This is a genomic window from Brenneria sp. L4-2C (genome assembly GCF_040240335.1).
Taxonomy (GTDB): Bacteria; Pseudomonadota; Gammaproteobacteria; order Enterobacterales; family Enterobacteriaceae; genus Brenneria.
Genome location: NZ_JBEIAC010000001.1, coordinates 753094 through 773506, shown reverse-complemented (window position 1 = coordinate 773506; position 20413 = coordinate 753094). Strand labels below are relative to the sequence as shown.

Genomic DNA, 20413 nt, shown 5'->3' with positions numbered 1-20413 from the left:
AGAATCATTTTCTGCGCAGCGCTTCCACACTTCATATCCTACCGCTTCCCTGTAAAAGATAACCCGCTAAGCTAATCGGCAACCATCACCACAGGGACGCGGCGCCATGCCATCGCACGATGCGATCTTTAAACAGTTTCTCAGCGATACCGAAATCGCGCGCGATTTCCTTTCTATCCATCTGCCGCCGGAAATCCGGCAACATTGTGACTTCACGACGCTGCAACGGGAGTCGGCCTCGTTTGTGGATGAAGAGTTGCGCTCGCGGGTGTCGGATATGCTTTATTCTTGCCGAACGTCGGCAGGTCGAGGTTACATTTATTGCGTGATCGAGCACCAGAGTTCGCCGGATCGCTTGATGGCGTTTCGATTGCTGCGCTACAGTTTGGCGGCGATGCAGCAGCATCTGTCGCAAGGGCATAAAACCCTGCCGCTGGTCGTGCCGCTGCTGTTTTATCACGGCGATCGCCGCCCGTATCCGTATAGCCTGAACTGGCTGGATGGCTTTACCGATCAGGTGCTGGCGCGGCAGATCTACACCACGGCGTTCCCGTTGCTGGACTTGACGGTCACCCCGGATGAGGAAATTAAAACCCATCGTCGGGCCGCCTTGCTGGAACTGGTGCTGAAACATATTCGCACGCGGGATATGCTGGAGCTGGCGCGGGATATCGGCATGTTGATGGAAATGTGGACACTGCCCTTGACGCAGCAGCGGGCGTTGATGTTTTATATTGCCCATATGGGGCGGACATCCGATTATCGGGCCTTTATTGATGGGGTAACCGAACCTTTAACCGGCGCACGGGAGGAAAATATGGAAACCATCGCGAACCAACTGAAACGTGAAGGTTTTGAGAAAGGGCTTCAGCAGGGAAAGGAAAAGTGGCTGGCTGAAGGTCTGGAGCAAGGCCTGGAGCAAGGCATGAGAGCCAGCGCATTACGCATCGCCCGCCAGATGCTGAAAAACGGTATGCCGCCGCAGCAGGTGCAGCAAATGACCGATCTGTCCGATGACGATATGCAGACGGCGATGTCAGTCGCCGACGAATAATTTTCTGCAAAGCGCCTCCACACTTCTACCATACCGCTGCCTTCAGATTGCCGAGCCGTCACGGTAGTCGGCAACCACCACAGGGACGCGTTGCCATACCATCGCACGATGCGATCTTTAAATCGCCGGGGAGATATTCCTCAAACCCTCATTCCCAATAATTCAAAATAAGCGAGTGAACTCTGTTCGCCTGCGGCGTTATCATGTCATCCATAATCCGTAGCTGTTTGATTTTTTAACTAATAATCACTTAACGGAATGAGGTATGTTATGACTGATAGTGCTTTCACATCCATAGATAAGGTACCGGCGCGCAAAGGCGCGGAAATTCTGCTCGAGATACTGGCCAGCGAAGGGGTCGAATATATTTTTGGTAATCCGGGTACGACTGAGCTGCCGCTGATGGATGCGCTGGTAGGCAAACCCGATATCAGCTATATCCTGGCGTTGCAGGAGGCAAGCGCGGTCGCCATGGCGGACGGTTATGCGCAGGCGGCCCGTAAGCCCGGCTTTCTGAATTTGCATACGGCCGGCGGTCTGGGACACGGCATGGGTAATTTGCTCAACGCCAAGATTTCCCATACGCCGCTGGTCGTGACGGCCGGTCAGCAGGATCTGCGCCACGCCATTACCGATCCGTTATTGTTCGGCGATCTGGTGCAGTTGGCTCAGCCAGCGGTCAAGTGGGCGCAGGAAGTATCGCATCCCGCGCAGTTGCCGGTCTTATTGCGACGCGCGTTTCACGACGTGGTGGCGCCGCCGCCGGGGCCGGTAATGCTGTCGCTGCCGATGAACGTTATGGAGGAGATGAGCGATACGCCGTTGCTGTCGCGCTCGGTGATTGATACGCATAGCGTGGCCTCATCGCTGGAGCCGTTGGCTAAGGAACTGGCGCATATTCCGCCCGGACGGTTGGCGATTATCGCCGGCGATGAGCTGTACAGCAGTCAGGCGGCGCCGCAGGCCGTCGAGTTGGCCGAGATGCTGGGCGCGCCGGTGTACGGTTCTTCCTGGCCGTCGCGGATTCCGTTTCCGACGTCGCATCCGCTGTGGGCGGGAAATATGCCCACTCAGGCCGCGGCGATTGCGGACGTGCTCAGTAACTATGATGCGATTTTCGCGCTGGGCGGCAAATCGCTGATTTCCATTCTGTACACCTCGTCATCCGCCGTGCCGGACAACTGTGCGGTTTATCAGTTGTCGTCCGACGTGGGCGATCTCGGCAGAACTTATCCCACGCGCCTTTCGTTGGTTGGTCATTTGCGCGCCTCGCTTGAGGCATTGTTGCCGATCTTGGCCGAATGCACGCAGCCGACCCGCGCGAACAGAGACGCCAACAGCGACGCATTGCGAAGACAACGCGAGACGAACAGAAATACGCTATGCGCGCAGGCCGAAAATGATTTTACGGCGGGGATTATTTCACCGCTGGTGGCGGCCCGAGAAGTGATGCGGGTTATCGGACACGATGTGGCCATTGTCGATGAAGCGATCGTCACGTCTTCCGCGGTGCGTCAGTTTTTGCACAGTCCTTCGTATGAGCAATATTCCTTTTTAAGAGGCGGGGCGCTGGGCTGGGGCATGCCGGCGGCGGTCGGCTGTTCTCTTGGCCTGGGACGTACGCCGGTCGTTTCGCTGGTGGGAGACGGCGCCGCGCTTTATTCGCCTCAGTCGCTGTGGACGGCGGCGCATGAGAACCTTCCCGTCACCTTTATCGTCATGAATAACCGGCAATATAATGTGCTGAAAAATTTCATGCGCGGCCAGCAGCATTACCTGGCGGCTCAAACCGAGAAGTTTATCGCCATGGATTTAGTCAATCCCGAGATTGATTATCAGGCGCTGGCCCGTTCGATGGGCGTAAACGCCAGACGCATCACCCGCGCCGGCGATATCGCGCCGGCGGTGGAGGCGGGCATTCATTCCGGTCGGGCAAATCTGATCGAAATCGTGCTCGCAGAGGAGTGACTGAAATTCGCCTCGCTTGTGGATGAGGAACGACTCCGTTCGTGGGCGTCGTATCTTCACCACAGGGAAGCCGCGCCATCGCATCAATAAACAGGGCGGACGATATACGCCGCCTTTCACCATCCGATATGTTTCTCGTATCTTAAATAACCCCTCTTTTACATCCCTATTCAGGCAATTGGCTACCCTCATCAAAAGCATAATAGTGTCGATAACATAATTATCGTAGGTATTTGTCACTGTGAGCGATCTGTATACCGCCGAAGGCACAATGGATAAAAGCGCGTTGTGGAAGCGCTATGTCCCTTTAGTCCGCCATGAAGCTTTACGGCTACAGGTTCGTCTCCCCGCGAGCGTCGAACTCGACGATCTGTTGCAGGCCGGTGGTATCGGCTTGCTTAGCGCCGTCGAACGTTATGATTCGCTGCAAGGTACGGCGTTTACCACCTATGCCGTGCAACGTATTCGGGGCGCGATGCTGGATGAGTTACGCAGCCGCGATTGGGCCCCACGCAGCGTGCGGCGTAATGCGCGGGAAGTGGCACAAGCGATGCAACAGGCTGAACAGCAGCTTGGCCGTGCTCCAACAGAGCCGGAGGTTGCGCAATTCCTGAATATTACGCTGGAAGAATATCGTCAGATATTGCTGGATACCAATAATAGCCAGCTTTTTTCTTACGATGAATGGCGTGAAGAACATGGCGATAGCGCGGAAGCGTTGTTGGAAGGCAGTGAAGACGCCAATCCCTTGCATCAACTGATGGAGGGTAATTTACGCCATCGGGTGATGGAGGCGATAGAAAACCTGCCTGAGCGCGAGAAGCTGGTGTTAACGCTTTACTATCAGGAAGAGCTGAATTTAAAAGAGATCGGCGCGGTTCTGGAAGTAGGGGAGTCACGGGTCAGTCAGTTGCATAGCCAGGCGATAAAGCGTCTGCGCGTCAAATTAATGAATGATGTTTAATTTAACCGCGTGGGAATAATGTTATCTCAGTATATTGTCATGGAATGGATTCATGCTTCAATCAACTCGGAAGAAACAACGCCTCAGTCGTTATCTGAAAGATTTCAAACATAAGCAAACCCATTGTTCTCACTGTAATAGAGAACTGGATCGCGTGTCGCTGGCATATCGCCATCAGTTGGTTAATAAAAAATCGATGAGTTTTATCGATAGCCTGATTGATGACGAAACATGGCAGCGTCTGCAACAGGATCTGATTCCGCTGTGCCGTTTCTGTAGCGAAATAATATGCAATACGCATACGATCTATTTTGATATTAAAGCCTTTACTCAATATCTGATCGATCAGACGGAAGTCAGGCATAGTACGATGCGTGAGTATGTCATTCGCTTGCGTCGGCTGGATGAATTGCTGGCGGCGAAAAATTATCCAAAGGAAGATTTTGTCAGCGATAACATACAGCAGCATATTTATGATTATCTGCCCGATATAGAATCCGATACCTATAGAAGCGCGCTGCGCAAATATGGCCAGTATCTGGATTGGCATAAATATTATCGATAATCAGCCATTTAATGGTGGTCATCTCCTTGATTTTCCTGCTAATGGCCGAACGGCGGGGCTTTCTCCGTCGGTCGCGCCGGGGGAGCGGTATAATACCGCTGTCGTATCAACTTCGCGAAATAAACGCATTTCAGCCATATGTAAATGTTATGGCAGTGTAAAAAAAACTTGCAAAGTGGGCGCAAAGTATTGCACTGTCATACTACTGAAATCATTCGGCACTAATTTTTAGTCAGATGATTAACAGTGGTTCTTAATACGGTCAATCATTATTCATTGGAATAGTTGTTGTCACAGTGAGGAACGCGGATGGTAGTGTCCTGTTTGGGACTAAATAGTCAAAAGCGAAATGCTGGTTTGCTGACTCGCCGAAGCGAGGGATGTCCTCGCCGCCCATTTTCTACACTGTGTCATTCATCGTTAACCTCATTTTCTCTTCTTGTCCGTCCGGTCTGTTTACGCCCCGTCCATTATTCCGCCAACCGGTTTTTATATGAAGCCGGCCTGTACGTTATCTATTCTGTTCGTCATCGGCTTAATAAGGAAGCCAACCTCGTTTGTGAGTGAAACGTCACGCGCTGCCAGGCAGTGCGGTAAGTGAAACAAACTGTAAGGTGCCACTATGGGAAGACAAAAAGCAGTGATCAAAGCACGTCGTGAAGCGAAACGCGTTATTCGGCGCGAGTCGCGCAGTCATCGTCAGCGTGAGGAAGAATCGGTCACTTCTCTGGTTCAAATGGGTGGGATTGAATCGATAGGGATGGCGCGGGAAAACCGCGATACCTCCGTTATTGAAGCCAGAACCACCGCCCAGGAGCATTACTTGTCTGCAATAGAGAATAAACAGTTAATCTTTGCCACCGGCGAAGCAGGGTGCGGCAAAACGTTTCTGAGTGCGGCCAAAGCGGCGGAAGCGCTTATTCATAAAGAGGTTGATCGTATTATCGTGACCAGGCCGGTATTACAGGCCGATGAAGATTTAGGCTTTTTACCCGGAGATATCGCCGAGAAGTTTGCGCCTTATTTCCGCCCGGTGTATGACGTGCTGCTACGGCGATTAGGCGCATCGTTCATGCAGTATTGTTTACGACCGGAAATCGCCAAAGTGGAAATCGCGCCGTTTGCTTATATGCGCGGTCGGACGTTTGAAAATGCGGTCGTGATTCTGGATGAAGCTCAGAACGTAACGGTTAACCAGATGAAGATGTTTCTTACCCGTCTGGGGGAAAATGTGACGGTAATCGTGAATGGCGATGTCACCCAGTGCGATCTGCCTTCAGGGGTTAAATCCGGATTGCGTGACGCGCTGGAGCGTTTTACGGAGGATGATATGATCGGCGTCGTATCTTTCGGTAAACAAGACTGCGTACGTTCGGAATTGTGTCAGCGCACGCTTAATGCGTATGGCTGATATTTAACAAAAAACGCCGCATAAGCGGCGTTTTTCTTTCCGGCGTCCCGGATTAACTCCAACGCGGGATTAAGCGCGAACGAAGTCAATATGAGTCAGTTTCGGCTTGAACGGGTGACGCTGTACAGCCTGAACCTTGACTTTGGTTTCTTTTCCATCGACAGACAGAATCACAACTTCACCGTAGAAACCTTCTTTCAGTTCCTGGTTTTTAACGCTGTCGTGATCCAGTTCGATAGCAACCGGCGCTTCCGCTCCACCATAAACGATGGCTGGGAATTTACCAGCGCGACGCAGGCGGCGGCTCGCACCCTTACCCTGATCTTTACGTGCTTCTGCTTTGATAGTAATCATTTTTTACTCTACTTAAGATAAGTAATCCTGCTACAGGCGACCCAGCAGCAAGTTGGGTTATTCAGCTTTTGCGGTACAAAAGCGGGCTGAATTCTAGCGGAATATGGCTCTGCGGGCAAATAAAACCGCGAATTACTTAACCCCGCAGCTCGTTCGCCCGGCGAAAGCGGCCCTGATAATCGAATATTTTTTCCCGTATCTGCCAGAATTTCCCCTGACGCCGGGCGACGACAAAATCGGGCGCGCGCAGCAGCTGTTGCTGGGCCAGAATATCCGCGGCCTGTCGCCAGTTGAAGGGAACGCCCGGCGCCCGCTGGTGGATACGCAAGAAGTTCAACTGAAACACATGGCGCTGTGCGGGCGTATGCAGGCGAAAGCGTTCGCTGACGTCCGCGCCATCTTCATCATAATAGGTGATATTGAGCCATTCTCCTTTGGCATCCCCGCCTGAGGTCAGACTCATGCCGCTACAGCGCAGCACCAGCGCGTCTTTCAGCTTCAACGCCGCTTTCAGCATGTCATCGGGATCGACCAGCACGTTTTCACACTGGTGACAACGACGGGCGGCAATGTCGTTCTCCGCGCCGCAGTGAGGGCAGGTTTTGAAACGAAAGCGAAAGTCGCATTGCCGGCGCTGGCCGTCGTCCAACGTTTCCCACCCCTGACAGCGTCGGCCGTAATGCTCGATCACGCTGCCGTCCTCCGTGGTTTTCCCCCAAAACAGATTGGCGAAACCGCATTGCGGGCAAAAAATCTGCACCGGCTGGCTGTCGCGATGGGGCTTGCTGTGGCCGACCTCGGGCGTATAGAGATCGTGGGGGTTTCCGGCGTAATCCAGAATCAAACACGATGTTTTGCCCGGAAACAAACGTAAACCGCGGCCGACGATTTGTTGATACAGGCTGACGGATTCCGTCGGGCGCAAGATGGCGATCAGGTCAACGTGCGGGGCATCAAATCCGGTCGTCAGTACCGCAACGTTAACCAGGTAATGCAACTTTTGCTGTTTAAAAGCCTCGATCAGCGCGTCACGCTCCGCCGAAGGGGTATCGGCACTGACCAGCGCCGCCTGGCCTTCAGGCAGCAACTGATGAATTTCACGGGCATGTTCAACCGTGGCGGCGAAGATCATCACCCCGCGGCGCGTCTGAGCGTAGTCGACTATCTGGCTAACGATGTGCGGCGTAATCCGCTGCTGATGTTTTAACTCATGATTCAGCTCCGACTCGCTGAACAAGCCGTTGCTTCTGGCCGCCAGCTTGCTGAAGTCATATTTGACGATCGGCATATCCAGCCGTTCTGGCGGCACCAGAAATCCATGCTTGATCATGTAGCGCAGCGGCAGTTCATAGATACAGTCGCGAAACAGGCTGTTCTCATCACCGCGCATCATACCGTGATAGTGATATTGATAAATCCAGCCTTTTCCCAGACGGTAAGGGGTGGCGGTCAGACCCAACAACCGCAGTTGAGGATTGGTTTGCCGCAAGTGCTGGATGATTTGCTGATATTGGCTGTCGTCGTCGTCGCTGATGCGATGGCATTCATCGATGATCAGCAAGGAAAAGGATTGTTCGAACCGATCAAGATTGCGCGCGACGGACTGTACGCTGCCAAATACCACTTTCCCCTGACTTTTCCGTTGCTGTAGTCCAGCGGCAAAGATGTCCGCATCCAGCCCCCAGGCGCAGTATTTGGCGTGATTTTGCGCCACCAGCTCTTTGACATGCGCCAATACCAGCACGCGACCGCGGGCGAGTTTGGCTAGTTCGGCAATAACCAAACTTTTCCCGGCGCCCGTCGGTAAGACAATGACGGCCGGCTGGGCATGGCGTCGAAAATAGTCGAGCGTGGCGGATACCGCCTCACGTTGGTAAGGCCGTAAGGTAAAGGGCATTGACTCAGTGCTGACAGATTTTACTGGCGCTGGTGGTGAAACCGGCCTCGGACGGAATAAATTTGCCGCGATCGGCCAGAAACTGAACCAGCGCCGCCGCTGTCATGTCGGTGGCCGAACAGGTATGGAAACGCGCCGCGCTGCCGAAACGTTTTTCAATAGCGGCAATCAATTGTTCAGTGGTAAAAGACTCGCCGGAGTCGATCATCATCTGCAAGACTTCATGACCGTGGATAGAAGACATGCCTTAACCCTCAAAAGAAATCATCGCCGTCTATTATGCCCCGTGATAATCGCCAACGCGAGTAACGCCGGCGCCATATTCGCAATTACTGTTGCAACATTCGTCACGAGCCGATCTTCCCCGTCGTTCCGCAGGCTTTCGCCCGCAGTGTGGCTGGCGAAAGCCTGCGGAACGACAAAAATTCGTGAATTCTAGGATGTCGACTAAAGCCCCGGTATACTGGGCTGCTCTGGCAGCGGTTCACGCTGCTCTTCTTCATCTTCATGAGTCTTGACGCGTTGGCGCCTGGTCCTGCGTGAGTCGGCTTCATGGTTTAAAAAGGCAGTTGGTCTTTAATGCGATTGGACAAATTTTTATCTCAGCAGTTGGCAATCAGCCGTTCGCTGGTGATTCATGAGTTGCGCGCGCAACGGGTGACCGTTGACGGCGAGGTGGTAAAAAGCGGTTCTTTTAAACTGTTGCCCGAGCATCAGGTGGCGTTTGATGGCAACCCGTTAGCGCAGCAGAATGGGCCGCGTTATTTTATGCTGAATAAACCGCAGGGTTATGTGTGTTCGACGGAAGATCCCGATCATCCGACCATCCTGTATTTTATGGATGTGCCGGTCGCGCATAAGCTGCATGCGGCGGGGCGGCTGGATATTGATACCACGGGGCTGGTGCTGTTGACTGACGACGGCCAGTGGTCGCATCGCATTACCTCCCCTAAACATCACTGCGAGAAGACGTATCTGGTGACGTTGGAGCAGCCTTTAAGCGACGATACCGCCGGGCAGTTTGCCGCCGGCGTGCAGCTGCATGGCGAGAAGCATTTAACCAAACCGGCGACGCTGGAGAAAATAACGGAATATCAGGTGCGTCTGACTATCAGCGAAGGGCGCTATCATCAGGTGAAAAGGATGTTTGCTGCGGTCGGTAACCGGGTCGTGCAGTTACATCGTGAGCGTATCGGCGCCATTTGTCTGGACAGCGAGTTAGCGCCGGGTGAATATCGGGCGCTAAGCAGTCAGGAAGTCGCGAGTATCGGGCGGTAACCAGGAGCCTCCTCTGTGCAACAGAACCAGCCTTCCTATATCGGGTTGATTTTTATCCTCGGCCTGATCTCGATGCTCATGCCGCTGGCGATTGATATGTATTTGCCGGCGTTGCCGACCATTGCGACGGAATTCGGCGTTGAGGCCGGCCGTGTCCAGATGACGCTCAGTGCGTATGTATTGGGCTTTTCTCTTGGTCAGATGTTCTATGGGCCGATGGCCGACAGCCTGGGGCGTAAACCGGTCATTCTGGGCGGGACGCTGATTTTCGCGATTGCGGGCGCGGCCTGTGCATTGGCGCAGAGTATCGATCAACTGATTTATATGCGCTTTCTGCACGGTATGGCGGCGGCTGCGGCGGCCGTGGTGATCAACGCCTTGATGCGTGATATGTTCACGAAAGATGATTTTTCCCGCATGATGTCGTTTGTCATACTGGTGATGACCGTGGCGCCGCTGGTCGCGCCGATTTTAGGCGGCGCGCTGTTGGTGTGGTTTAGCTGGCATGCGATTTTCTGGGCAATGTCGGGCGCCGCCTTATTGGCGACGGCGCTGGTCTTCTTCTTTATCCAGGAAACGCTGCCGCCGGCAAGGCGACAAAAGTTCCATCTGCGAACGACGGTCGGTAATTTTGTCAGTCTTTTTCGCCACAAGCGGGTTTTTAGCTACATGGTGGCCGGGGGACTCTCTTTCTGCGGCATGTTTTCTTTCCTCAGCGCCGGGCCGTTTGTCTATATCAATCTGCACGGCGTTTCCCCGCAGAATTTTGGTTATTACTTTGCCCTGAACATTGTTTTCCTGGTTCTGATGACGTTATTCAACAGCCGAAATGTCCGGCGTCTGGGGGCGGTCATTCTGTTTCGCATCGGGTTGACGATCCAGTTTTCGATGGGAATATTTCTGCTGCTGGTGTGCGCATTTGATCTGGGTTTTCCCGCGTTGGTGCTTGGCGTCGCCATCTTTGTCGGTTGTACGGCCATGGTGGGATCCAATGCGATGGCGGTGATTCTGGATGAGTTCCCTCATATGGCGGGGACCGCATCGTCGTTGGCGGGGACGCTGCGTTTCGGTTTTGGCGCGATAACCGGGAGTATTCTATCGATGATGGCGTTTACCAGCGCCTGGCCGATGGCCATTTCCATGGCGGTATGTTCAATGGGCGCGCTTCTGGCATACCTGTACGCCAGCCGACCGGGTAAAGCCTGATATCCGCGACGGCGGGTTTCCTCATGTGAAAGCAATATTTCCGTAACGCTGCTTCGCCAGTGAAAGCCGGCGGCGGCATCGAAATAACCAGACATCTCGCCACTCCGCCGCCGGGCTCACTGAGCGCGATGGTTGATGCGCATATTTGTTCTATTCATGTAAAATATATAAAACAAAAGTGAATAAAAGGAGAGAAATGAGTTGAGATATTACATGAAAAGAGTTACATATAGCCTGATAAAGAATAGTAATTTATAACAGTCCCGACATTAATTGTTCTTATATACCCACCGTTATCGTGGTGCGGCAAGGCGTCTGATTCTTCAGGAACGAATTTGATCGGCCAACGCGCCGGCAGAATTCAGGAGACGGGGATTTATCACGGCAGATAGCGATGAGTCACCGTATGGCTTTTTTTCGCTAGAAAAGTGGTAAAAGCGCGGGCGTTGGGGCTACTATGATAAATGTTATTTTTTTGTGAATTCACAGTAAGGATTAACCTGAAGGAAAACAGTAGTGAATAGTTTCCAACTTTCGGTAGTGCATCGTTTGCCGCAAAGTTACCGCTGGTTATCGGGGTTTGCAGGTATAAACGTTGAGCCCATTCCGCTGAGTGGCAGGGATGAGGACAATAATCTGATTGGTTTGAAATTATTGAGCCATGACGGTGATGATGCATGGCAGGTCATGCGCCAATTGAACCAATCTTTGAATGAGATTCAGGTCGAGAGTTCTGTTTTGGAGTGGGAAGGCGAACCTTGCTTGTTTCTACACCGTAATGATGAAAGCACCGCCATGTGCCGTTTAAAGAATATCGGCGTAGCGATTGCCGAGCCGGTTTCCGCACAATATCCGTTTTAAGCAGCAACGCCGATGCCGACGTTGCCGCGCTTTCCTATGCATGTCGCCGAATCATTGAGCAAACCGGCAACGGTCAACTGTTAAGATTTTGATGAATTTTGTTTTATTTTCAATGTGATAACTGCAACAGTTCTTGCGTATACGCCTGCGATGGATGCGTAAACACGGTCTGACAATCCCCTTGCTCCACCACTTCGCCCTGTCTTAATACAATCACCTGATGGCATAACGCCCGCACCACCTGGAGATCGTGACTGATAAACAAGTAAGCCAGTTGGTGCTTTTGTTGCAGCGATTTCAACAATGCCAGGATCTGCGCCTGCACCGTTCTGTCCAATGACGATGTCGGCTCATCGAGGATAAGCAGTTCGGGTTGCAGAATCAGCGCCCGGGCAATCGCAATACGCTGGCGTTGTCCGCCTGAGAATTCGGACGGATAACGATGGCGAGTGGCCGGATCCAATCCCACTTCCTGCATCGCTTCAATCACGCGTTGCTCCCGCGCCTGAGGCGTCAATTTCTGATGTACGGTCAGCCCTTCGGCGATAATCTGCTCGGCATTCAGTCGTGGATTCAACGACGAGTTGGGATCCTGGAACACCACCTGGATCCGGCGGCGGAAGGGCAACATCTGCTTGCGGGTAAATTCATGCAAGGGTTGATTATCGAACCAGATTTCTCCGCGTGAACGCAGTAACCGCAACAGCGCCAGGCCGGTTGTGCTTTTCCCAGAACCCGACTCGCCGACTAAACCCAGACTTTCACCGCGACGCAGGCTAAAGCTGATGTTTTTAACCACCTTTTTTTCATCGACCGCGCGTTGCAGCAACCCGCGTTTGACCGGGAAGGCGATCTGTAATTGTTCAACGCGCAAAAGGGGCTGGATATCGCTGGTGAGCGGTATCGGCTCGCCGGCAGGTTCGGCATCCAGCAACTGACGCGTATAAGGATGCTGCGGCGCGTGGAATAATTGGGCGCAGGTGTTGTATTCCACGCGTTGGCCGGACTTCATGACGGCAACGTTATCCGCCAGCCGGCGCACAATATTCAGGTTGTGCGTGATGAACAGCAGGCTCATGCCTAATTCCTGTTTCAGTTCATCCAACAACGTCAGTATTTGCGCCTGTACGGTAACATCCAGCGCGGTGGTGGGTTCATCGGCGATCAGCAGGTCGGGTTGCGTCAGCAGCGCCATGGCAATCATTACCCGCTGGCGCTCTCCGCCGGAAAGCTGGTGGGGGAAATCCTTCAACCGGCTTTTTGCCTGCCGAATGCCCACGCGATCCAGACAGGCGACAACCTCGCTGCGGGCGACGTCATTATGCATGCCGCGGTGCAGCGCCAGCACTTCAATCAGCTGTTTTTCGATGCTTTGCAACGGATTGAGCGACACCATCGGTTCCTGAAAAATCATCGCGATGCGATCGCCGCGGATCTGACGCAGCGTTTTTTCATCCGCATGCAGCAGCGATTGACCGGCAAACAGGATATCGCCCTGTGGATAGACAACGGGGGGCGACGGCAACAAGCGCAGGATGGAGAGGGCGGTCACGCTTTTTCCCGATCCCGATTCCCCCACCAGCGCCAGCGTTTCGCCCGCATTAACGGCAAGCGAGATTTGGTCGACGACCCGCTGTTCGCTCTCTCCGCTGCGAAAGGCGATGCTGAGGTTTTCAATTTGTAGTAATGGTGAAGTTGTCATATTAATGCGCCTTGCTGGGGTCAAAGGCGTCGCGCACCGCTTCGCCGATAAAAATAAGTAAAGACAGCACAATAGAGAGCACCATAAATACGGTAATGCCCAACCAGGGAGCCTGGAGGTTATTTTTCCCTTCCAGCAGTAACGTTCCTAACGAGGGCGACCCCATGGGTAAACCAAATCCCAGGAAGTCCAGCGAAGTCAGCGTGGTGATGGATCCGCAGAGAATAAACGGCAGGTAGGTCAGGGTGGCGACCATCGCATTGGGCAGCATGCAGCGGTACATAATCGCCCGATCGCTGACGCCCATCGCCTGCGCCGCGCGGATATAGTCAAAATTGCGGGTGCGTAGAAATTCGGCCCGCACCACCCCTACCAGACTCATCCAGCCGAATAGCACCGTAATGCCCAGCAGCCACCAGAAATCGGGCTGGATCACGCTGGAAAGCAGAATAATCAGAAACAGGGTCGGCATCCCGGACCAGACCTCAATAAAGCGTTGGCCCCATAGATCCAGCCGGCCGCCGTAATAGCCCTGCGTGGCGCCGACGGTAATGCCGATCAGGCTGGAAATTATCGTCAGCGCCAGGCCGAACAGCATGGATATGCGGAATCCGTACATGACCTGGGCCACGACGTCTTTCCCCTGGCTGTCGGTTCCCAGCAGGTTTTGCCATGACGGCGGCGAGGGGAAAGAGACGGTGGTTGCGTAATTTATGCTGTCATAGCTATAGCGAATCATCGGCCATAAGGCCCAGCCGTGGCTGTCGATGCGCTGGGCGATGTAGGGATCGCGAAAATCGGCGGAGGTGTCGAATTGACCGCCGAATGTCTGCTCGCTGTAGTCGACGATGAACGGCGTGTAGAAGCGGTCGTCATATTTCACCAACAGCGGTTTATCATTCGCAATCAGTTCGGAAAAGAGCGTGACGACAAATAGCGCCAGGAAAATCCACAGCGACCAGTAGCCGCGGCGGTTGCTTTTAAAGCGCGCCCAGCGCGCCTGATTAATCGGGCTTAATCGGCTCATTGGCGTCCCTCGAAATCAATACGCGGGTCAACCAGCGTATAGGTCATATCGCTGATGATATTCAGCAACAGACCGATCAGCGTAAAAATATACAGCGTGCCGAACATCACCGGATAGTCGCGTTGCAATGTGGCGTCATAGCCCAGAAGCCCCAAACCGTTCAGCGAAAACATCACTTCGATCAATAGCGAACCGGTAAAAAACATGCTGATAAAGGTGGCGGGGAAGCCGGCAATCACCAATAGCATGGCGTTGCGAAACACATGACGGTAGAGAATGCTTTTTTCATCCAGCCCCTTGGCGCGGGCCGTCACCACATACTGCTTGCGGATTTCATCCATAAACGAGTTTTTCGTCAGCATGGTCAAGGTGGCGAAACCGCCAATCACCGTAGCGAACACCGGCAAGGCGATGTGCCACAGATAATCGGTGATTTTTTGGTACCAGGGCAAGGTATCAAAATTGCTGGATACCAACCCGCGCAGCGGGAACCAGTCCAGATAACTGCCGCCGGCAAACACCACAATAAGCAAAATGGCGAACAGAAAGGCGGGAATGGCGTAGCCGATGATAATCAGCGTACTGCTCCAGGTATCAAAGGCGGTGCCGTTTTTAACCGCTTTTTTGATCCCCAGCGGGATGGAAACCAGATAGATAATCAGCGTGCTCCATAATCCCAGCGAGATGGAAACCGGCATACTTTCCTTGACCAACTGTATGACGGAAGAGCCCCGGAACAGGCTATCTCCGAAGTCGAAACGCGCATAGTCCCACAGCAGTTTGAAATAGCGTTCGTGGATGGGTTTATCAAAACCGTAGCGTTTGGTGATCTCCTCAATCACCTCAGGGTCCAACCCGCGGGCGCCGCGATAGGTGTTCTCGATATTGGGCGCGCCTGCGCTGCCGGAACGGGCCATGCCCGCATCGAGACCGCCGCTGGCGGTATAGCCGCCGCCGTGTCCCATTTCGATATTGGCGATCGCCTGATCGACCGGCCCGCCGGGGGCGATTTGCACGATAAAGAAGTTAATGGTGATAATCGCCCACAGTGTCGGGATCACCAATAAAAGGCGGCGTAACAGGTAAGTTCCCACGTTGACTCCTTAACTTAACGTCGCTCTGCCGGCAGCGTGGCGGCCTGTTTAACATCGTACCACCAGCCGTCGAAACCCAGTGAATAGGCCGGACGCACCGCCGGCATGGCGAACTTGTTCCAGTAGGCGAAACGGTCATGATTGGAATACCACATCGGGATCATAAACTGATTCCAGGTCAGTACGCGGTCCAGCGCCCGTCCTAACGACAGCAAAGGGCCGGCCTGTCCCTGATGGGCGACGATTTGCTCAACCAGGGTATCGATCGCCGCATCCTGCACGCCGGAGGTATTGTAGGAGGAGTCGATATAATGTGAATGCCATTCCGTTTGCAAATTGGTGTTGGGGTAAATGTAGGCGCTATACAGCGTGGGGATCATATCGAAATCGCGTTTGCGCAGGCGGCTGTTAAACTGGGCGCTGTCGATATTGCGCACCGTCATGGTGATGCCCAGCTTTTTCAGATTTTGCTGGAAAGGCAGCACATACTGGGAATTTCCCGCACTCTGTAGCAACAGTTCAAAGGTAAACGGTTTTCCCGTGCGGCGGTTGATTAACTGCCGATCTTTCAGTTCCCAGCCGGCTTCATTGAGCAGCGCCAACGCCTTGAGCCAGTTTTCCCGGTCGTAGCCGCTGCCGTCGGATGACGGCGGCTGATAGCGCGGGCCGAACACCTCCGGCGGCACTTTCTCTTTCAACGGCGTCAGCCAGACAAGTTCATCCGCGCTCGGTTCGCCTTTTGCGGCATAGACGGTATTTTGGAAATAGCTGTCGGGGCGTTGGTAAGCATTGTAATACAGCGCTTTGTTCATCCAGTTAAAATCAAACGCCAGCGTCAGCGCCTGGCGAACCCGGCGATCGCTGAAAATCGGGCGCTGGATATTGAACGCCAGCCACCGCGTGTCCTGTGCGGACTGATTCTCCTGATCCTGCTTGATGATGTAGCCCCGGTTGAAGTTGCCGCCGTGATATTGCGTCGCCCAATGTTTTGGCGAGCCTTCGCTACGCAGATCGAAGGCGCCGGCTTTAAAGGCCTCCAGCGCGACGCTGTCATCCAGATAGTAGTCGTAGCGGATCTTATCGAAGTTGTACTGGCCTTTATTTACCGGCAGGTCGGCGCCCCAGTAATCCTGCACGCGCGAGTAGGTAACATATTGCCCGGTGCGGTAGGCGGTAATACGGTAAGGGCCGCTGGCCGGCGGCGGGTAGGGCAATGGTTCGTTTAGCTTATGATTTTTCCAGAATTTCTCCGGCATAATCGGCAGCGAAAGCAGGCTGAACATGCGGTTTTTATCGGGGACGGGAAAATCAAAACGCACCGTCAGCGGCGCGACGGCTTTGGCCGTCACCCCTTTAAAGTAAATGCGAAACTGGGGGACGCCCTGCGTCATAAACATATTGTAGGTGAACGCAACGTCGGCCGCGGTAATCGGCGTACCGTCATGAAAGCGTGCGCTGGGGTTGAGATCGACTTCTATCCAGTGAAAATCAGCGTCATGGCGGGTGGATTGGGCGACTAACGGATAATAGCTGCCGGGCTCATCGTCGGAGCTGACGAACAGGGCGTCATAGAGCCGCTCGGTGCGGGCCGCTGCTACGCCGCGTAGAGCGTAACGGTTAAAGTTGTCAAAGGTGCCGAGCGCGCTGAGCGTGATGCTGCCGCCTTTCGGCGCATCGGGATTGACATAGTCAAAATGGCGAAAGTCCGCGCCGTATTTAGGTTCTCCTAAAATAGCGAAAGACGTGCTGTGTTCGATCGTTTCGGCATGCAGCCCCAGAGGCAGGGCGCAAAGTAATACGGCGGTAACGACGCTTTTCAACATCTTGACGGTAATCTCCTGCGGACCAACAAGGATTTATCGGATACCTGCATGCAGGCATGGTTTTCCAGAGCGGTTTGGGCGACATAAAGTTGTTGAAATAACAGACATTACCTCCCGTAAACGCGATTTTCCCTTTTTACCATGAATGGCAGCAATAAACCTACCATAATCACTGCCTTGCAAGTTGCAACCTCTGTAAGAAATTGTTTGGGAAATTTTAATTAAAAAACGTCGCTGGCGACGGCCCTCAGGGAGATCCCCAGGGATGGGGCGAATAAAAAAACGCCGGGAGCGTTTTTCAACGTCGCTGGCGACGGCCCGCAGGGTGAGTCCCAGGGATGGGACGAATAAAAAAACGCCGCTTATTGCTAAGCGGCGTTTGCTGTCTCGTTTGGCATCGGGATACATCAGGGATGAAAATCGGTTAGCTGTTGGTTCCTTTACTCAGCACGCGACGGGCTTCCCGGTAGCGTTTTTTCCAATAGCTGTCATCCAGGTTGGAAATCATGACGCCGCTGCTGGTGGAGGCATGAACAAACTGTCCATTGCCGACATAGATGCCGACGTGGCGACCGGTTGAACCGGCGCGGAACAACACCAGATCGCCGGGACTCAGCTTGGCGGGTTGCACCTTCTGACCGATTGCTTGCTGTTCGGAGGTTGAACGGGGCAAATCCATACCAAACTGTTCACGGAAAGTGCGTCGAACAAATGCGGAGCAATCAATGCCGCCTTTGCTGTCGCCGCCTAAGCGGTAACGTACGCCTTTCCAACTGGCATATTGGTTAAGTAATTTGGATTTGATATCCACGTTACGAACCAATGCTTCAAATTCATCCTGAGAGGCTTGCAGTAAAAGGCCGTCTTTATCATTAACTGCATGCATCTCAGTTTGTGGGTTTTGGTTGTTAGATACACTGTTGTTACTACATGCGGTAAGCGTCATCGCTATCGCAAAAGCAGGCAACGCCCGCCAGATATATCTCAGAATCGGTTGAGATTTGACCATTAGTGTTATGCTTCCTTGATGTCCTTAACGATAAATACCGTTATCAATGCCAAACGAAAACGAGATTCAGACTAAAACAGGGCTTGCGCTTCGCCAAACACTGAACAAAGAAAGTGTGTTGGAATGCACATTATTTTCCTTATGCCGCTAGCTTAAAGAGAGGCAAAAAGCAAACTTTACCGAGACTACCGTATTGATCGGCAGATTGCGAGCGGTTTTAACTATTTTATTTATAAGATTTAATGATGTGATTAGCAAAAAAGCGGCGATGTAAAAAATCTTAAGCGGAGGGCTTTTTCCTTTAAAAAATGTGTCGGAAAAAGGCGTGATGTCGGCAGTGCCATGACGGGGTTTTAGATAATAAGGGAAAAATTAGCGGGCGACGCCGACCGCTTAAGCGGCCGGCAAAAAGATCCGCAAGTTGGATAAGATTACGACGTTTTTTTCCGCGGGGAAAAACGGCCGGGTAAATAACGATGCAACAGATTGATTAATGTATCGCTGGCCGGCGTCAGCAGCCACCAGCTCAATCCCACCAAAACGACGGAAAGCGAACCTACTGCAATATCAGTAAACCAGTGAGCGCCGATCATCACGCGCGGCAGTGAAAAAATAATCACGATAGCCACGGCAATGGCGAATGCGGTACGGCTAAAATAGCGCAACATAAATGCGGCGAACACCATCAGCATCATCCCGTGATCGCCCGGGAAGCTGTCTTTGGAGGCATCTTTCGCCGGAATATCGGTCAAGTCGCTCACCCGGTAAATATCATGAAAATAGAGGGTGGGGCTGGTATGCCGAACCGGCAATAAATGTCCCAGTTGATTTAAGACCAGGGCGCTGATCAGCATAACGATGCCGATAATCAGTAAACGCCGACGTTCGGGAGGCGCCGCCTTCAGATAAAATGACAGATACAACAATCCCATCACAATCAGCGCACAGGCATCAAATGCCCGCAGGTTGGCGATCGCCACCAGTTTCAGGAACAGCGTGCTTTGGGTTAGCTGATGATTAAAATAGAAGAAAATATGACGATCTAAACTAAACCAAAAGCCGTGATCCGGCGGTAAATACCAGGATAAAAAAAGTCCGATGCCTACTATGTTGAGCAGCAAAATAGATAAAGCGTTGCGCCAAGACATGAAACAAATCACTCAATATAACAATTAAACCAAACGACTATTCTATCCTATATTGGTTAAACGGGCCTTTAACAACACCGACTGTAGTTTATTCCACTCCGCAGGGGCGTCGTTGATGAGTTCAATACGGCTATCGATCGGCGCGACGGCTTTCGTTTCGATACGCAGATCGGCCCCCTGGCGGTTGACGATCAGCGTGCCTTCTTTAATGCGCATAACGCCTTTGACCCGGCTGACCGGCGACAGGCGAACCCAGTCCAGCAGCGCCGCGGTATCAAAGATGGTTTCCGCGTTGAAAATCCAGCCGCAGGCGTGATAGCCCTGGCCCTGGTTTAATGATCGACGCCAGGGTTCATTGCCCGGTAGCCGCAGCGCAGCCAGACCTTGCGATGCGTTATGCTGATGGTGATGAGCGCCGTCGGGCAGTTCGCGTAGATTACGGCGAGGTTGATCCAGTAGCTGCCGATCGATTTGTCCCTGGCTGACCATCACTACCTGACGCGTATCGTTATTGTCCTGTCGCCACTTCTGCAACATGTCGCGATCCGCCTCAAGGTAGGTATCCTGCTTGTTGGCGACGATGATATCGGCGGCGGCCAACTGGTCGCGGAAATTTTCATTTTCGGTATAGCGTGATTCGCTGAGTTGACGCGCATCCAGCAGACATAATGTCGCCTGCAACGTCAGCCACGGTCGGTAACTTTCGCCCGTCAGCAGTGCGAGGATCTGCTTCGGATGGCCCAAACCGGTAGGTTCGATCAACAGGCGGTGCGGTTTTTTTTGCTGCAATAACATATTCAGGCCTACCTGCATGGGTAAACCGTTCACGCAGCACATACAGCCGCCGGGGATCTCTTTCAATACGGCGCCGCTGTCCGCCAGCAGTGCGCCGTCAATGCCGATTTCACCAAACTCGTTAACCAAGACGGCCCAGACTTCATCTTCGGGTTTCTGAGCAAGAAGGTGACGGATGGTGGTGGTTTTCCCGCTGCCAAGAAATCCGGTGATGAGATTGATTTTGGTGAGCAACATAAACTCCTAATCGAAACATA

The 20413-nt window shown here is 53.0% G+C and carries 18 protein-coding genes; 8 read left to right on the top strand and 10 right to left on the bottom strand.

Translation table 11 applies throughout. The features are described from left to right. Positions 1-106 precede the first annotated feature (106 nt). The 5 genes from ABRZ26_RS03600 (at position 107) to phoH (ending at position 5962) form a co-directional block, all read left to right on the top strand. Positions 107-1054, top strand: a complete 948-nt coding sequence (locus tag ABRZ26_RS03600; protein WP_319602849.1) for an Rpn family recombination-promoting nuclease/putative transposase — start codon at positions 107-109, stop codon at positions 1052-1054. A 270-nt stretch (positions 1055-1324) separates the two neighbouring features. Continuing rightward, positions 1325-3022 (top strand): thiamine pyrophosphate-binding protein, encoded by a 1698-nt coding sequence (locus ABRZ26_RS03595; protein ID WP_319602848.1) that lies wholly within the window; start codon positions 1325-1327, stop codon positions 3020-3022. Between the two features lie 241 nt (positions 3023-3263). Next, entirely contained in the window at positions 3264-3986 is a 723-nt protein-coding gene (locus ABRZ26_RS03590; RefSeq protein ID WP_319602847.1) for an RNA polymerase sigma factor FliA, read from the top strand. A gap of 52 nt (positions 3987-4038) precedes the next feature. Beyond that, a complete protein-coding gene (gene fliZ / locus ABRZ26_RS03585; protein WP_319602846.1) occupies positions 4039-4551 on the top strand; it encodes a flagella biosynthesis regulatory protein FliZ in 513 nt (170 codons plus the stop codon). A gap of 622 nt (positions 4552-5173) precedes the next feature. Beyond that, positions 5174-5962: a phosphate starvation-inducible protein PhoH gene (gene phoH / locus ABRZ26_RS03580; RefSeq protein WP_319602845.1), complete on the top strand. Its 789-nt coding sequence runs from the start codon at positions 5174-5176 to the stop codon at positions 5960-5962. Between the two features lie 69 nt (positions 5963-6031). Here phoH and rplY read toward each other — a convergent pair whose 3' ends face one another. The 3 genes from rplY to ABRZ26_RS03565 all read right to left on the bottom strand — a co-directional run bounded on the left by rplY (position 6032) and on the right by ABRZ26_RS03565 (position 8457). After that, positions 6032-6316: a 50S ribosomal protein L25 gene (rplY, locus tag ABRZ26_RS03575; RefSeq protein ID WP_319602844.1), complete on the bottom strand. Its 285-nt coding sequence runs from the start codon at positions 6314-6316 to the stop codon at positions 6032-6034. A 136-nt stretch (positions 6317-6452) separates the two neighbouring features. Next, a complete protein-coding gene (radD, locus tag ABRZ26_RS03570) occupies positions 6453-8213 on the bottom strand; it encodes a DNA repair helicase RadD (protein WP_319602843.1) in 1761 nt (586 codons plus the stop codon). 4 nt (positions 8214-8217) lie between these two features. After that, positions 8218-8457: a YecH family metal-binding protein gene (locus tag ABRZ26_RS03565; RefSeq protein WP_319602842.1), complete on the bottom strand. Its 240-nt coding sequence runs from the start codon at positions 8455-8457 to the stop codon at positions 8218-8220. 335 nt (positions 8458-8792) lie between these two features. Here ABRZ26_RS03565 and rsuA point away from each other — a divergent pair, with 335 nt between their 5' ends. The 3 genes from rsuA (at position 8793) to ABRZ26_RS03550 (ending at position 11558) form a co-directional block, all read left to right on the top strand. After that, positions 8793-9491 carry a 16S rRNA pseudouridine(516) synthase RsuA gene (gene rsuA, locus ABRZ26_RS03560; protein ID WP_319602841.1) on the top strand — a complete coding sequence of 233 codons (699 nt, stop codon included), beginning with the start codon at positions 8793-8795 and terminating at the stop codon, positions 9489-9491. A gap of 15 nt (positions 9492-9506) precedes the next feature. Continuing rightward, entirely contained in the window at positions 9507-10697 is a 1191-nt protein-coding gene (locus ABRZ26_RS03555) for a Bcr/CflA family multidrug efflux MFS transporter (protein ID WP_319602840.1), read from the top strand. 516 nt (positions 10698-11213) lie between these two features. Then, the gene (locus ABRZ26_RS03550) at positions 11214-11558 is read left to right on the top strand and encodes a YejG family protein (protein ID WP_319602839.1); all 345 of its coding nucleotides are present in this window, start codon (positions 11214-11216) and stop codon (positions 11556-11558) included. Between the two features lie 109 nt (positions 11559-11667). On the opposite strand, the gene yejF is transcribed toward ABRZ26_RS03550, so the two are convergent. From yejF to ABRZ26_RS03515, 7 genes are all read right to left on the bottom strand, one after another. Further along, a complete protein-coding gene (gene yejF / locus ABRZ26_RS03545; protein ID WP_319602838.1) occupies positions 11668-13260 on the bottom strand; it encodes a microcin C ABC transporter ATP-binding protein YejF in 1593 nt (530 codons plus the stop codon). A gap of 1 nt (position 13261) precedes the next feature. Then, positions 13262-14287, bottom strand: coding sequence for an ABC transporter permease (locus ABRZ26_RS03540; protein WP_319602837.1), 1026 nt, complete (start codon positions 14285-14287; stop codon positions 13262-13264). Further along, complete coding sequence (locus ABRZ26_RS03535; protein ID WP_319602836.1) at positions 14284-15381, bottom strand: microcin C ABC transporter permease YejB; 1098 nt, start codon at positions 15379-15381, stop codon at positions 14284-14286. Before ABRZ26_RS03535 ends, ABRZ26_RS03540 begins: the two co-directional genes overlap by 4 nt. A 14-nt stretch (positions 15382-15395) precedes the next feature. Next, the gene (locus tag ABRZ26_RS03530) at positions 15396-17204 is read right to left on the bottom strand and encodes an extracellular solute-binding protein (protein WP_319602835.1); all 1809 of its coding nucleotides are present in this window, start codon (positions 17202-17204) and stop codon (positions 15396-15398) included. A gap of 424 nt (positions 17205-17628) precedes the next feature. Further along, a complete protein-coding gene (mepS, locus tag ABRZ26_RS03525) occupies positions 17629-18213 on the bottom strand; it encodes a bifunctional murein DD-endopeptidase/murein LD-carboxypeptidase (RefSeq protein WP_319602834.1) in 585 nt (194 codons plus the stop codon). Positions 18214-18644: 431 nt separating this feature from the next. After that, positions 18645-19361 (bottom strand): phosphatase PAP2 family protein, encoded by a 717-nt coding sequence (locus tag ABRZ26_RS03520; protein WP_319602833.1) that lies wholly within the window; start codon positions 19359-19361, stop codon positions 18645-18647. Positions 19362-19403: 42 nt separating this feature from the next. Next, entirely contained in the window at positions 19404-20390 is a 987-nt protein-coding gene (locus ABRZ26_RS03515; RefSeq protein ID WP_319602953.1) for a CobW family GTP-binding protein, read from the bottom strand. Positions 20391-20413: the final 23 nt, after the last annotated feature.